This window comes from Lentzea sp. NPDC004782, from assembly GCF_040609115.1.
Classification (GTDB): Bacteria; Actinomycetota; Actinomycetes; order Mycobacteriales; family Pseudonocardiaceae; genus Lentzea.
Map to the genome: position 1 here is coordinate 66,098 of NZ_JBEXJN010000011.1, position 13,544 is coordinate 79,641.

The following is a 13,544-nucleotide window of genomic DNA, read 5'->3' on the forward strand; positions in this document are numbered from 1 at the left end:
CGTCACCGGCCTGCCGGCACCGGCGCGGCGGCGAGGACGTCGGCGAGGACCGACTCGGCGGTGCGGTGCTGGATGCGGGCTTCCGGGGTGAGCAGCAGGCGGTGGTTGAGAACGGGGACGGCGACGGCCTTCACGTCGTCCGCGGTCACGTACGGGCGGCCCGCGGCCAGCGCGTAGGCCTGCGCGGCGGTCACCAGGGCGATGCCACCGCGCGGGCTCACCCCCAGTTCGACGTCGGGGTGGACGCGGGTCGCGCGCACGATGCGGGCCACGTACTCGCGAAGGGTGTCGGCCACGCGCTGCTCGCGGACCGCGCGGATCATCAGGCGGAGGTCGTCGAGCTCCATGACGGACTTCAGCTCGTCCGGGCGGCGGCGGGTGACGCCGTAGGACAGGATGCCGACCTCGTCGGCCAGGTCGTCCGGGTAGCCGATGCTGATGCGCATCATGAACCGGTCGAGCTGCGCTTCCGGCAGGGCGTAGGTGCCCTGGTGCTCCACCGGGTTCTGGGTGGCGATGCACAGGAACGGGTGGGGCACCGGCACCGGGCGGCCGTCCACCGTGACCTGGCCCTCCGCCATGACCTCCAGCAGGGCCGACTGCGTCTTCGGGGAGGCGCGGTTGATCTCGTCGCCGAGCAGGATGTTCGTGAAGACCGGGCCCCGGCGGAACTCGAACCGCGAGCGGCCCTGGTCGTACACCTGCACGCCGGTCACGTCGGACGGCAGCAGGTCGGGGGTGAACTGGATGCGCTTCACCTCGGCGCCCGCGACGGAACGGGCGATGGCCTTGGCCAGCGAGGTCTTCGCGACGCCCGGCACGTCCTCGATCAGCAGGTGGCCCTCGGCGAGCAGGCACACCAGCGCCAGCCTGACCACCTCGGGTTTGCCGCGGATGAAGTCCTCGACGTTCGCGGCCAGCGCCTCGAACCGGCGCTGGAAGATCGCGGCATCGGACACTTCGGTTCCCCCCAGATGATTCGTCCTGCTAGTGGATCGGGCCGCGCAGCGCCGCGTTCAGCCTGGGGTACACCTCGCGCACCGCCGGCTGGTCGCGCTCGCGGCCGAGCAGCCGGGCCAGTCGTTTCAGGTCCTGCCGGACGGTAGCGGAGTCGACCAGGTCGGCCGCGTCGAGCACCTTCGCCGCGAGAGCGCTCGCGTGGTCGATGTCACCGGCCGTGGCGTAGGCGAGGGCGCGGCGGGCGCCGAAACGCGCGTGGGTGCGGTGAGCGGTGCCGGGGACCAGGGCGAGCTGGCGGTCCATGACGTCCGCCGCCTCGCGGGACCGGCCCAGGTCGTGCAGGCACCAGGCCGCGACCAGGCTGTTCAGGTCGGCGCCGCTGACCGAGGCCGAGCCGATCGTCATGCCGCTGGAGGTGTCGGCCTGGTCGAGCAGCGCGGCGGCGCGGTCGAGCGCGCGCCGGCAGTTGTCGTAGTCGCAGGCCAGGGCGTGGCCCTGGGCCTCGCGCAGCGCGGCGAGCCCCCGCACCCGCGGCGACGTGCCGGGGGCGGCCTGCGCCTGCTGGGCCAGGTCGATCGTGCCGACGGCGTCGTCGCGGTACAGCGTGATCAGGGCCTGCCTGATCAGCGAGTACGTGGCGAGCTCGGTGTCGCCGGCCGCGGCGCCCATCTCGACGGCGTTGCGGGTCCACCACATCGCGGCCCGGTCGTCGCCCGCCTCCTGGGCCATCCACCCCGCGTACTCGCTGTAGCGGGCGGCGAGCCCGAGCAGCTGCTCGCGGATCGGGGAGGGCGCGCCGTTCGCCATGCCGCGCAGGGTGTGCGTGTGCACGGTCACCATCGGCAGCACCACGCTCGGGCTCGTCGTCTGCCCCAGCTGCCTGACCTGCGCGAACAGGGAGCGGAACGCGGTCAGCGTGCCGTCGTGCGCCGCGGCGGCCGACGCGCTGCGCGGTGTCCCCAAAGTCAGTCCCAGCAACGAGGCCGCGCCCGTCGCGATCGCCTCACGCCGAGGCATCGGGACCATCCAGCTCGATCCGTCCGGAGCCATGCTCATCACCCACACTTCGCCGTCGGCCTCGACAGCTGCCGGCGGGCTCGCGGGAGCGGGCTGGTCCACGATGCGGGCCAGACGTCCACCGGCTCCGAGAACCGCGTCACAGCGCCGGGCCAGATCAACACCTGGTCGCTTCAGTCCAGTCTCGATCTTGCCCAGATAGCCCTTGCTGTAGTGGACCTGCTGCGCCAGCGCCGCCAGCGACAGGCCCGCCGCGGTCCGCAGGCGACGCAGCTCCACACCAAAGACATCCGACTGCTCAGCCATGGGTCCCCCGTCTGCTCCAGACAGCCTCGCAGACTACTGACCTCCGGCTGCGCGATTCGAGTCTGATCGGCCGTCGTGCCGATGCCCAGTCGTCTCCCGTCGCCTCCGCGAGCGGGAGACGGGAGACCCCTGCCCTTCCCCCTCGGGTGGCGTGATGCTGGTGGCACGACGGCGAGTGGTGACATCGCCGCCGGTTCTGGGGGGCGTGGCGGCAGGCCTGGGCTGGGGGCCAAGTCCTGCCGCCACGAACGAGCTCGGGAGGGGATCGTGCACAGGGACTGGACGGGCGCGCCGTCGTGATGATCAGGCCAGGTCGGGCCGGAACGCGTCCTGCAACGCCAGGGTCAGGTGGCCGAAGCGGTAGCCGTGCCGGCGTTCCGCGTCGGTCATCGCCGACCTGGCGCTGTTGAGCGACCAACTGGCACGGCGCTGCAGGGTGAGCCAGTCCCGCACGTGCCGCCCGAGCTCGCTGTCCGGTGCGACCACGACGCGTTCGCCGCGACGGGCGGCGGCCAGCGCGTCGGCCAGACCGGGCGTGCCGCCGAGGCCCAGCTCCGCGACGAGCGCCTCGGCCTGCCCGAGCGGGTCGGCCCCGGCGCCGGACGGCCGGGTGCGGGCGAACCAGCTGTCGAAGTGCATGCTCGGCAACGGCGCGGTGAGCTGCTCGAAGGTGGGCAGGACACCGGTGATCTGGAAGGCCAGCCGCAGCGCCTTGCCGACCACCGGCCCGTAGTCGCCCTCGTCGTGGTCCGGGTCGAAACCGGCCTTGCGCAGCAACGGCAGCAGCCGGTCGCGATCCGCGCCGCCGCGCAGGTCCGGGTAGTTCAGGTTGAACCGCGTGATCATCTCGCCGTCGACGGCGTACTCGAAGCTCGGCGACGCGTAGTCGTGCCGCAGCAGGGCGAGCGCTTCCGTGCCCCGTGACAACGCGTCGACGAGGTGCACCAGTTCGAAGCTGTTCGGCTGCAGCAGCACCGTCCACTCGCCCAGCGGCAGCGCGGAGACGATCTCCGGGTAGCCGTGCTCGAACTCGTGCAGGTTCCCGATCTCGTCCGGCGTGCGCTCCGCGAGCGTGTCCGGGTGTCCGCCGATGCGTCGCAGGGCGTCGAGCGGCTCGACCCCACGCACGAACGCGAGAGCGAAGATCTCGCTCAGGAACGGCTGGCTGTGGTACGAGTCGGCCCAGGACAGGTCAATCCGCATGCGTCCCCCCAGATGCAGTCCGGGAGAACCCTAGACCTCCCGCGTCGCGAGCCGTCGCGGGCGGGGAGGTCGTGCCGTCCGTCCGCGTTACCCCGCTGTAAATTCATCGAATAGCGAATGGTGACGGAAAGCGACCGTCGGTTGCACTGCGTTTGCTCTTAGAAGACTTCGCGTGGAATGTCAAGTCGGCCGCAATAGCTGCTGTGTTTGTCGAGTTCGGTCGAGAAAGCCCAGTTGGGCATCGGCCGCCCGGAAGAAGCATCGGCGGCCGTTCTACCAGCGGGAGCGCGTTCACGCACCACAACAACGGTCCAGTCGATGAGGCGGAACAGCGCTATGGGGGGTGTTGCGGCGGTCATGTGACTGAGTAGTCTCTACGCGCCCCCAAGATCATCGCTGGTTGATCGTGCTGATCGCGCGGTGCTATCTTTCCGTCGCCAATTCGGGTGCTCGTGGAGCGTTGTGAAGCTGAAGAACGTGCCTGAGACGAATTACAAGACAATTCGTTCGCGGCTCACTGGTGTCGTGGTGGTTCCCAGCATCGTCCTCCTGGCCATGTGGGCGCTGTTCTCGTCCTACACGGTGTTCGAGGGCCTGTACCTGCAGCTGGTGGCTTCCGGGGTGCGAGACGCGTCGATTCCGGCCGTGCAGTCGTTCGCGTCGCTGCAGAAGGAACGCGAGCTCAGCATGACGAGCCTGAGCAAGCCGGGCACGAGCACGTCGGCGCTGGTCAAGCAGCAGCAGGCGACCGACGCGGACCTCGCCAGGATGAAGACGGCGTTCACCGAGCTCGCCTCGAAGGCGCCGCAGGAGGTCGTCGACGGCATCGGCAAGCTCAACGGGCTGCTGGACCAGCTTCCCCAGCAGCGGGCGGCGCTCGAGGGCGGCACGGCGTCCAAGCCGGAGATCTACCGCTACTACAACAGCGTGCTGGACGCCGGTGCCGCGCTGTTCAACACGCAGGCCCGCATCGTGCCGGACGCCCAGACCGTGCAGGGCGCGCTCGCCGCGGTGCAGTACTTCCAGGCCGCCGACGCGATGTCGCGGGCCGGGTCGGTGGCCGCCGGTGCGCTGGCGGCGGGCAGGTTCACGCCGGAGGAGCACCGCGAGTTCGTCTACCTCGTCGGCTCGTACCGGTCCTCGCTCAGCTCGATCGAGCCCTACGCCCTGCCGAACGTGCGCGAGCACTACAAGCAGGTCGTGGACAACCCGCAGTGGCAGCAGCTGGTGACCTACGAGAACCGGTTGCTGCAGAACGCGGAACGGCCCATCGGCGGCTCCGTCGTGGCGTCGGACTGGGAGGCCGCCGACCGCGCGGTGTCCGCCGAGCTCACCAAGCTGGTCGAGGAGCAGTCCACCGGCGCGGTGAACGTGGCCATGGCCAACGGCAAGGACAAGTTCAACACCGTGCTGATCGGCAGCCTCATCGCGCTGATCGCGGTGATCATCGGCATCTTCGTCGCCGTGCGCATCTCCAGCCGCCTGGTCAACAAGGCGTTGATCGTCCGGCTCACCAGCCTGAAGAGCGACTCGCTCAAGCTCGCGCACGAACGGCTGCCGGACATCGTCGAGCGGTTGCGCGACGGCAAGCACGTCGACGTCGCCGCCGAGGTGCCCGCGCTCGACTACGGCAACGACGAGATCGGCCAGGTGGCCGACGCGTTCAACGCCGCGCAGTACACCGCCGTCGCCGCGGCCGTGAAGGAGAGCCAGACCCGTGAGGGCGTGAACCGGGTCTTCCTCGACATCGCGCGCCGCAACCAGGGCCTGGTGCACCGCCAGCTCAAGATCCTCGACAAGCTGGAGCGCGAGGAGGAGAACCCAGACCACCTCGACGCGTTCTTCCAGCTCGACCACCTCGCCACCCGCGCCCGCCGCAACGCCGAGAACCTGATCATCCTCACCGGCGAGCAGCCGGGACGGCAGTGGCGCAAGCCCGTGCGCATGCTCGACGTGGTGCGCGCGGCCGTCGCGGAGACCGAGCAGTACGCGCGGGTCAAGGTGAACCCGGTGCCCGAGGTGGCGCTGGCCGGTGCCGCCGTCGCCGACGTGATCCACCTGATCGCCGAGCTGGTCGACAACGCCACGTCGTTCTCGTCACCGCGCTCGCAGGTCGAGGTGCACAGCAGCGAGGTGCCGCAGGGGCTCGTGATCGAGATCGAGGACCACGGTCTCGGCATCAAGCCGGAGGACCGCGAGCAGCACAACAGGATGCTGACCGCGCCGCCCGACTTCGAGGCCATGCGCCTGCGCGGCGAGTCCCGCCTCGGCCTGTTCGTCGTCGCGCGGCTGGCCGCCCGCCGCGGCATCCACGTCGAGCTGCGCGACTGCCCGACCGGCGGCACGATCGCGCTGGTGCTGGTGCCGTCCGAGCTGATCGTCGGCGAGGCGGGCGCGGCCGACACGTCCGAACCCGTCCAGATGCCCAAGCCGACGTTCCGGCAGCAGACGCTCGCCCAGGCCGCTCTCCCGCACACCGAACGCGCCGAGGACGTCGTGCTCGACGCCCGGCCCAGCTCGGAGCTGAACGAGTTCTGGGCAGGGGGAGGAGTGGGAAACGACCGAAGCTCCCGCGAGGACACCGATCCGGACAGCGGGAGCATCGTCGGCGTGTTGCCCGCACAAGACCACCCGGCGGCCCCTCGGCCGGCCGAGAACGCCCGGGACGGTGACGACACGCGCCAGGACACCCGGCCAGAGCTGCCGCGCCGGAGGCGGCAGCAGCACCTCGTGCCACAGCTCGCGAACAACGACCTCCGGCAGGAGCCCGACTTCACCGAGGTGCACACCGAGGAACGGGCAGAACGCACTCGCGACGGCATGTCGGCCTTCCAGCAGGGCACCCGTGAGGCCCGCAAGGCCGACGACGCCGTCGAACCGTGATCATCCGCACTGAACACGAAAGGCAGTTGCCGTGGACGACGATCTGACCGGCGGGCACCCCGAGCTGAACTGGCTGCTGGACGACCTCGTCGCCAGAGTGGTCGGGGCGCGGCACGCGGTGGTGCTCTCCGCGGACGGTCTGCTGCTCGCGCGCTCTCCCGAACTGTCCAAGGACGACTCCGACCACCTGTCGGCGATGGCGTCGGCGTTCCAGTCGCTCGCCCGCGGCACCGGCCGGCACTTCGGCGGCGGCCAGGTCCGGCAGACCATCGTGGAGATGGAGCGCGCCCACCTGTTCGTCACCGCCGCCGGTCAGGGCGCCTGCCTCGCGGTGGTCGGTGACGAGGACGCGGACATGGGCATGATCGCCTACGAGATGAACATGCTCGTGAAGCGCGTGGGCTCCTACCTGTCGTCGGCCCCCCGAACTCTCGCGGCGCCCCGCCACCCGATGGGGCTGTCATGAGCCCGCGGTCGTCGGACTGGTGGTACGACGAGGCGGCGGGCCCGCTGGTCCGGCCCTACGCGCTCGTGAGCGGGCGCACCAGGCCGACGTGGGGCCGGCTGAACCTCGCGACCCAGGTGCGGGCGATCCGCACCTCGTCCGACACCAGCTCGCTGTCCGTCGAGCACCTCGAGATCATCAGACTGTGCCGCAAACCGTTGTCCGTGGCGGAAGTCGCCGCGTACCTGCACGCGCCGCTCGTCGTGGCGAAGGTGTTGCTGAGCGACCTGATCCAGCGCGGTGACGTCATCACCAGCGACGCGTCGCGGATGGCGGTCGCGCCGGACATGAACCTACTCCAGAAGGTGCTTGATGGCGTCCGTGCAATCTGAAGAGCTGCTCGTCCCGGCCTCGGTCAAGATCGTCGTCGCGGGTGGTTTCGGTGTCGGCAAGACGACGCTGGTCGGCGCCGTCAGCGAGATCACCCCGCTGCGGACCGAGGAGCTGCTCACCGAGGCCGGCACGGAGATCGACGACCTGGCGGGCGTCGAGGGCAAGAACACGACGACCGTGGCGCTCGACTTCGGCCGCATCACGATCAACCCCGAGGTCGTGCTGTACCTGTTCGGCACGCCCGGCCAGGACCGCTTCTGGTTCATGTGGGACGAGCTGGCCTACGGCGCGATCGGCGCGGTCGTCCTGGTCGACACCCGCAGGCTGGACGGCGGGTTCGGGGCGATCGACTTCTTCGAGCGCCGCGGCATCCCGTTCGTGGTGGCGGTGAACTGCTTCGAGAACAGCTACTCCTACACCGAGGACGAGGTGCGGCACGCGCTCGACGTCACGGACAACGTGCCGTTGGTGATGTGCGACGCCCGTGACCGCGAGTCGTGCAAGACGGTGCTGGCGCGCGTGATCGAGCACGCGATGAGCAAGCTCGACCACGCGGTCGCCTAGCGGGGCTGGCGGGGTTCCGTGCGGCGGAATGCTGCCGTGTCGCGGACCTGTTCCAGCCGGCAGCGGAACGGGCGCAGCAGGGCGGGTGCCTCGGTGAGCCGGTAACCGGGCACCTGCTCCGGGTTCTTGGCGATTCCCGCGAGCGTCTCGGCCACGTACTCCAGGTGGCTGCGGGTGTAGACGCGGCGCGGGATCGCCAGGCGCACCAGCTCGAACGGCGCGGGCGTGATCAGCTCGCCGTCCTCGGTGATCTCGCCGAGGTAGAGCGAACCCAGTTCGGCACACCGGATTCCGCCCGCGAGGTACAGCTCGGAGGCGAGCGCGTGCCCGGTGAACCGGTGCGGCGGGATGTGCGGCAGCAGCCTGGCCGCGTTGAGGTAGACCGCGTGCACGCCGGTCGGCTGCACGCTGTCCACACCGGCCTGGCGCGCGCACTCGGCGAGGTACGCGGTGGCCTCCGCCCGCTCGCGCAGGTAGAGCGGGTCGGTGACCTCGATCAGGCCCCGGGCGCACATGTCGAGGTCGCGGCCGGAAAGCCCGCCGTAGGTGCGGAAACCCTCGGTCGCGATGAGCAGCAGCTCGCACTGCTTGGCCAGCGCCGGGTCGTTGAGCGCCAGCAACCCTCCGATGTGGACGATGCCGTCCTTCTTCAGGCTGGCCACGCAGCCGTCGGCCAGCCGGAACGCGAGCTTCGCGACCTCGCGCGGGCTCGTGCCCCGGTACTTCTCCTCCCGTTGCGTCACCAGCCACGCGTTCTCGGCGAACCTGGCCGCGTCGAGGATGAACGGCACGCCGTGCCTGCGGCACAACGCGCTCGCCGCTTCGAGGTTCGCCATCGAGACCGGCTGGCCGCCGCCGCCGTTGTTGGTGATCGTCATGAGCACCAGGCCGACGTCGTCCGGTCCGGCCAGCGCCGCTTCCAGTGCGACGAGGTCGATGTCGCCCTTGAACGGCGCGTCGCTGTCGAGGTCCGCGGCCGCCGGGCAGGGGAGGTCCCGCACGACACCGCCCGCGATCTCGACGTTCGCGCGGGTGGTGTCGAAGTGCGTGTTGCTGATGGAGATCTGGCCGGGCTTGAGCAACGCGCTGAACAGGATCCGTTCCGCGGCACGGCCCTGGTGCACCGGGAAGATGTGCGTGAAGCCGGTGAGCTCCTCGACGACCTCGCGGAACCGGAACCACGACCGCGCTCCCGCGTAGGTCTCGTCGCCGCGCATGCCCGCCGCCTGCTGCTCGGCGGAGATCGCGCCGGTGCCGGAGTCGCTCAGCAGGTCGATCGTCACGTCCTCGGCGGTGAGGTTGAACTGGTTGTAGCCGCCCTCGGCGTACCTGCGTTCCCGGTGTTCACGGGTCGTGATGGGAATCGGTTCGACGACCTTGATGCGGTACGGCTCCACGGTGGTGCCTTTCTCAGTGCGACAGTGCTTCGGTGCGAGGCGTTTCGGTGCGAGGCGGTGTCACGTCGTACGCCTCGGACGACAGGTAGACCGTGACTCCCGGCCGCGGCCTGCCCAGCCGCAGCGACACGTGGGCGATCAGCCCGACGCCCTCGGCGAGCGGCCGGCGGACCATGCTCGCCAGCGCCATCACGAACGGCGCGGTGTCGAGCCCGCACCTGGCCATGATCGCGAGAACGCGCTCACACGCCTCCAGGTCGTCCTGCACGTAGTCCCGCACGGGGATGTAGAGCGAGTAGCCGCTCGGACGGTCCGTGTCGCCGGACATGAAGGTGTAGCTGGACATCAGCGGGCGCAGCGCGAACGGCCCGGTGCTGCCGCAGGCCAGTGCGATCACGTCCGACACCAGTTCGGGATCGGTGTCCGGGGCCGCGGCCGCCGCGGCGATGACGTCCGGGACCTCGGCGGCTTCGTGCGCCACGTAGGTCTTCACCCGCGCGCGGTGCTCGTCCATCAGGTCGAGGGCGAAGAACGAGAACCGGTCCAGCCCGTCGCGCCGCAACGCGTGGCCGGTCACCGTCGAGCAGGCCGCGCCGAGACCGAGCCTGCCGAGTCCCTCCCGGACGAGCGTGGTCGCGCTCTCCCGGCCCTGCACCTCGGGGTTGAGGTAGACCTTGATGTCCGGCGCCGCGCCCGCCTGGAGGATCAGCGAGTACCAGAACGCGAACGCCCCCTGCGGCTCGGCGGGGAGGAAGAGGTCGCGCACGAGGTCGAGGCGGCGGAGGTCCAGCCGGTGCCGCCCGGCCAGCCCGTCGAGCACGTCGAGCGCCGCGGCGAGGTTCGCCCGCAGGCCGGGCTGTTCGGCGAGCGGTTCGACGATCATGCGGACGGCCGGCGGCTCGCGGTGCGCCAGTGCCACCGAGAACTCGACCGGGGTGTGGTCGTCGGCGACGAAGGACGGCCAGCGGGGGGCTGCCGAGAGCGGCTGCCGGCTGCCGGGCCCCAATGCCTGGGCCAGCAGTGCCGTACCTCTTTCCGCGGACTCCGCTAAACCGACGGCGCGCAACAGGATCTGCAGTTGTTCAACGGCGAAATCGCGTATTGAGACATCGGGCGCGCTCAAGACGTTGACTCTCCTGATCGGCGGGGGGAATCAGGCAGGGGTGCAATCCGTACGGGGTGGAATCGCGGGTGAATTGTCTCAACCACCTGCCTGCCCTGGTCAAGAGCCAGAGGGGTTGCATGGGGCACTCTGACCTGTGATCAAGGTTGCACTGCACGGACTATTGACTCCGGCGGAATTCGATGGTGTGTGCGGCATTCCGGGGCTGTGAATGTCGATGCGCTGTGTGAATTGCCCGGACCGCCGCACGTGTGCTATGCGGGGTCGCTTGGATTCGAATGAGCACCGTTTGTGCGGCTATTGCTATTCGTGCTAGGGCGGTCGAAATCGTGTCACCGTTCGTCGCAATTCCCGGCCGCTGTCCCGGTGCTCCAAGGTCGTTTGATAGCGAACGATGCGACTCGAGGGTGCATCGGAAAAATATGAGAATTTCTCGCTAACGTCGGGTTCGCACGGGCGACTAGTGGTCGTACATGATCCGCTCACTAGGAGCCTCAATGCGTTTCCCTGCTGCGGTGGCGGCGGCCTTCGTGCTCGCCGCACTGCCCGCACCGGCCCAGGCCGCCGGTTGCGTCTGGACTGCCACCGGACTGCCCGTCCACCCGAACGTCGAGCACGAACGCGTCACCGGGATGTCCCCGGACGGCACGATCACCGTCGGTGACGCCACCAACATCGACTACGGGGTGCTGAACGGCATCCTGTGGTTCGGCACCACCCCGGTGGGCATGGCCGACCCGAACCGCGGCCCCGGTGTCGACAACTCGCCGTGGGACGTGAACAACTCCGGTGTCGTCGTCGGCTACACCTACGACAACAACACCGGCGCGACCAGTTCGTACCGCTACCACTCCCAGGACGGCACCTACGAGTGGTTGCCGGTGCCGAACGGCAACGGTGCGGCCAACTTCGTCAACGAACGCGGCGACGTCGCGGGCTGGATCGACGACGGCGGGGAGGCCAGGACCGTGGTCTGGCGGGCCGGGTCGGTGCAGCCCGTCGTGATCGGACGCGGGCAGCCCGCCGGGCTCGACGAGGAGGGGCGCGTCGTCACGACCGAGGGCGAGATCTTCTCGCCTGACGCGAAAACCGTGTGGATCCGGGACCGTCGTGGCGCGCATCCACAGCGCTACGCCGACGGCCACGCGGTCGGTGTGAACAACAACGGCGAGATCGTCGAGTGGGGCCTGCACGGCAACGTCACTCGGGTCATCCCTGGCGCGGAGACGGTCGAGGCGGTCAACGCGCGAGGTGTGATCGCCGGGCTGCACGCGGACGGGGCTCGCCGGAGCTGGGCGATCTGGACCGGCGACCAGCCGCAGGACATCGACGGCTACGTCGTGGGCATCACCGACTCCGGCGTCGCGTACGGCCGGCGCGGGTGGGACGCGGTGCTCTACCGCTGCGGCTGATCCGGCGGGAAGTGCTGCCCTGCCGGGGTTTCCGCCCCGGCGGGGCAGTCCGCGGTTGACGGTTCGCCGCCCACCGTGCCACCATCTTCCACGTGATCTACTGACACCCTCACCGACACGCGTCCGCGGCCCGCGCCTCCTGTGCGCTGTGTGCCCGGTGTGTCGTCCGTTTCCGATCTTCCTTCGGCGATGGGTGTCCTATGTCGAACATTCCCTTTCTGCATGCCCGCGACCTGGTGAAGTCCTACGGCGAACGCCGTGTGCTGGACGGGGTTTCGCTGGTCGGATCGCCTGGTCAGCGCATCGGGCTGGTGGGCGAGAACGGCGCCGGCAAGTCGACGTTGCTGCGGATCCTCGCGGGCGTCGACGAACCGGACGACGGTGCGGTCCAGCGGCCCGCGGACTGCGGTTTCCTTTGGCAGGAACTGCCTTTCGCGCCCGGTGCGACCGTTCGCGACGTGCTGGACGACGCGCTGGCCGAGATCCGCGCGACCTCGGTCCGGCTCGACGAGCTGACCGCGGCGCTGGAGCGGCGCCCGGACGACGAGGCCGTGCTGGCCGAGTACGGCGACCTGCTGGAGTGGGCGCAGGACCACGACCTGTGGGACGCGGACCGCAGGGCGAAGCTGGTCCTGACCGGACTCGGACTGTCCGATGTGGACGTCTCGCGCCGGCTGGACGCGTTGTCCGGCGGGCAGCGGTCGCGGATCGGGCTGGCGGCACTGCTGATCCGGCAGCCGCGGGCGATGCTGCTCGACGAGCCGACGAACCACCTCGACGACGAGGCGGTCGGGTTCCTGGAGCGGCAGCTGAGCGGGTTGCCCGGCACCGTCGTGGTGGCGTCGCACGACCGCGTGTTCCTGGACGAGGTGTGCACGGACGTCGTGGACCTCGACCCGGCGCGCGGCGGTGTGACGCGGTACGGCGGCACCTACACGGATTACCTTGCCGCCAAACGGCTTGAGCGCGTCCGGTGGGAGCAGCAGTACGCGCAGGAGCAGGACGAGCTGAAGGAGCTGCGCGTTTCCGTTGAGGTCACGGCACATCAGGTGAACCACCAGCGCGTGATGAAGGACAACAACAAGGTCGCCTACGACCGGCACGGCGGCCGGGTGCAGAAGCAGATCTCGCGGCGGGTGCGCAACGCGCGGCAGCGGCTGGACGAGCTGACGCGCGACCAGGTGCGCCGGCCTCCGGCACCGTTGCGGTTCACCGGCGCGATGACCGGTGAGGTCGGCACGGAGCAGTTCGCGTTGTCGTTGCGGGACGTCCGGCTCTCCGGGCGGCTCGCCATCGGGCAGCTCGACGTGCCGGCGTCGGCGCGGCTGATGGTCACCGGGCCGAACGGTGCGGGGAAGTCCACTCTGCTCGAGGTTCTGGCCGGAAAGCTCCAGCCGGACGCCGGCGACGTGCGCCGGGCGCGCGGGATCCGGGTCGGGTTGCTGGAGCAGGACGTGGTGTTCGCCGACCCGTCGCGGTCGGCCCGGCAGCTGTACGACCGGGTCGCCGGCGCGGTTCCCCTGGCACAGCTCGGTTTGCTGGCTTCCCGCGACCTGGACCGGCCGGTGGGGGAGCTCTCGGTCGGGCAGCGCAGGCGCGTGGCGCTGGCGTTGCTGATCGCCCGGCCGCCCGAGGTGCTGCTGCTGGACGAGCCGACGAACCACCTCTCGCTCAGCCTCGCCGAGGAGCTGGAGGACGCGCTGAGGACGGCACCCGGTGCCGTGGTCGTCGCGTCGCACGACCGCTGGCTGCGGCGCGGCTGGGAGGGGCCCGAACTGGCCCTCACCTCCGGCCGCGTCGCCTGAGAACTCCGACACACCAACGAGAAAGGACGACGGGAG

Annotated in this window: 11 protein-coding genes; 6 read left to right on the forward strand and 5 right to left on the reverse strand. The window is 70.1% G+C overall.

What is annotated here, in order from left to right:
• Positions 1-2 precede the first annotated feature (2 nt).
• The 3 genes from ABZV40_RS12915 to ABZV40_RS12925 all read right to left on the reverse strand — a co-directional run bounded on the left by ABZV40_RS12915 (position 3) and on the right by ABZV40_RS12925 (position 3,486).
• Positions 3-959, reverse strand: a complete 957-nt coding sequence (locus ABZV40_RS12915) for a MoxR family ATPase (RefSeq protein ID WP_355439351.1) — start codon at positions 957-959, stop codon at positions 3-5.
• Positions 960-987: 28 nt separating this feature from the next.
• The gene (locus ABZV40_RS12920) at positions 988-2,283 is read right to left on the reverse strand and encodes a helix-turn-helix domain-containing protein (RefSeq protein ID WP_355439354.1); all 1,296 of its coding nucleotides are present in this window, start codon (positions 2,281-2,283) and stop codon (positions 988-990) included.
• 303 nt (positions 2,284-2,586) lie between these two features.
• Entirely contained in the window at positions 2,587-3,486 is a 900-nt protein-coding gene (locus ABZV40_RS12925; RefSeq protein ID WP_355439357.1) for a DUF6461 domain-containing protein, read from the reverse strand.
• A 528-nt stretch (positions 3,487-4,014) separates the two neighbouring features.
• Between ABZV40_RS12925 and ABZV40_RS12930 the strand changes: the two genes are divergently transcribed.
• The 4 genes from ABZV40_RS12930 to ABZV40_RS12945 are packed head-to-tail and all read left to right on the forward strand — an operon-like array spanning position 4,015 to position 7,771.
• Positions 4,015-6,369 (forward strand): nitrate- and nitrite sensing domain-containing protein, encoded by a 2,355-nt coding sequence (locus tag ABZV40_RS12930; RefSeq protein ID WP_355439360.1) that lies wholly within the window; start codon positions 4,015-4,017, stop codon positions 6,367-6,369.
• Positions 6,370-6,400: 31 nt separating this feature from the next.
• Complete coding sequence (locus ABZV40_RS12935) at positions 6,401-6,835, forward strand: roadblock/LC7 domain-containing protein (protein ID WP_355439363.1); 435 nt, start codon at positions 6,401-6,403, stop codon at positions 6,833-6,835.
• Positions 6,832-7,206, forward strand: coding sequence for a DUF742 domain-containing protein (locus ABZV40_RS12940; protein ID WP_355439366.1), 375 nt, complete (start codon positions 6,832-6,834; stop codon positions 7,204-7,206). The genes ABZV40_RS12935 and ABZV40_RS12940 overlap by 4 nt, the downstream gene beginning before the upstream one ends.
• Positions 7,187-7,771 carry an ATP/GTP-binding protein gene (locus tag ABZV40_RS12945; RefSeq protein WP_355439369.1) on the forward strand — a complete coding sequence of 195 codons (585 nt, stop codon included), beginning with the start codon at positions 7,187-7,189 and terminating at the stop codon, positions 7,769-7,771. The genes ABZV40_RS12940 and ABZV40_RS12945 overlap by 20 nt, the downstream gene beginning before the upstream one ends.
• On the opposite strand, the gene ABZV40_RS12950 is transcribed toward ABZV40_RS12945, so the two are convergent.
• Together ABZV40_RS12950 and ABZV40_RS12955 are read right to left on the reverse strand one after the other, a co-directional pair.
• Complete coding sequence (locus ABZV40_RS12950; protein WP_355439372.1) at positions 7,768-9,168, reverse strand: tryptophanase; 1,401 nt, start codon at positions 9,166-9,168, stop codon at positions 7,768-7,770. The two genes, ABZV40_RS12945 and ABZV40_RS12950, sit on opposite strands and share 4 nt — an antisense overlap.
• Positions 9,169-9,181: 13 nt before the next feature.
• On the reverse strand, positions 9,182-10,291 hold the full coding sequence (locus ABZV40_RS12955) for a tryptophan dimethylallyltransferase family protein (protein WP_355439375.1): 1,110 nt from the start codon (positions 10,289-10,291) through the stop codon (positions 9,182-9,184).
• Positions 10,292-10,788: 497 nt separating this feature from the next.
• On the opposite strand from ABZV40_RS12955, the gene ABZV40_RS12960 reads away from it, so the two are divergent.
• A complete protein-coding gene (locus ABZV40_RS12960) occupies positions 10,789-11,703 on the forward strand; it encodes a hypothetical protein (RefSeq protein WP_355439378.1) in 915 nt (304 codons plus the stop codon).
• A gap of 200 nt (positions 11,704-11,903) precedes the next feature.
• Entirely contained in the window at positions 11,904-13,508 is a 1,605-nt protein-coding gene (locus ABZV40_RS12965) for an ABC-F family ATP-binding cassette domain-containing protein (protein ID WP_355439383.1), read from the forward strand.
• Positions 13,509-13,544 lie beyond the last annotated feature (36 nt).

Coding starts and splice junctions, on each gene's coding strand:
- ABZV40_RS12920 (WP_355439354.1), bottom strand. CDS start 2,283: ATGGCTGAGCAGTCGGATGTCTTTGGTGTGGAGCTGCGTCGCCTGCGG.
- ABZV40_RS12925 (WP_355439357.1), bottom strand. CDS start 3,486: ATGCGGATTGACCTGTCCTGGGCCGACTCGTACCACAGCCAGCCGTTC.
- ABZV40_RS12940 (WP_355439366.1), top strand. CDS start 6,832: ATGAGCCCGCGGTCGTCGGACTGGTGGTACGACGAGGCGGCGGGCCCG.
- ABZV40_RS12945 (WP_355439369.1), top strand. CDS start 7,187: ATGGCGTCCGTGCAATCTGAAGAGCTGCTCGTCCCGGCCTCGGTCAAG.
- ABZV40_RS12960 (WP_355439378.1), top strand. CDS start 10,789: ATGCGTTTCCCTGCTGCGGTGGCGGCGGCCTTCGTGCTCGCCGCACTG.
- ABZV40_RS12965 (WP_355439383.1), top strand. CDS start 11,904: ATGTCGAACATTCCCTTTCTGCATGCCCGCGACCTGGTGAAGTCCTAC.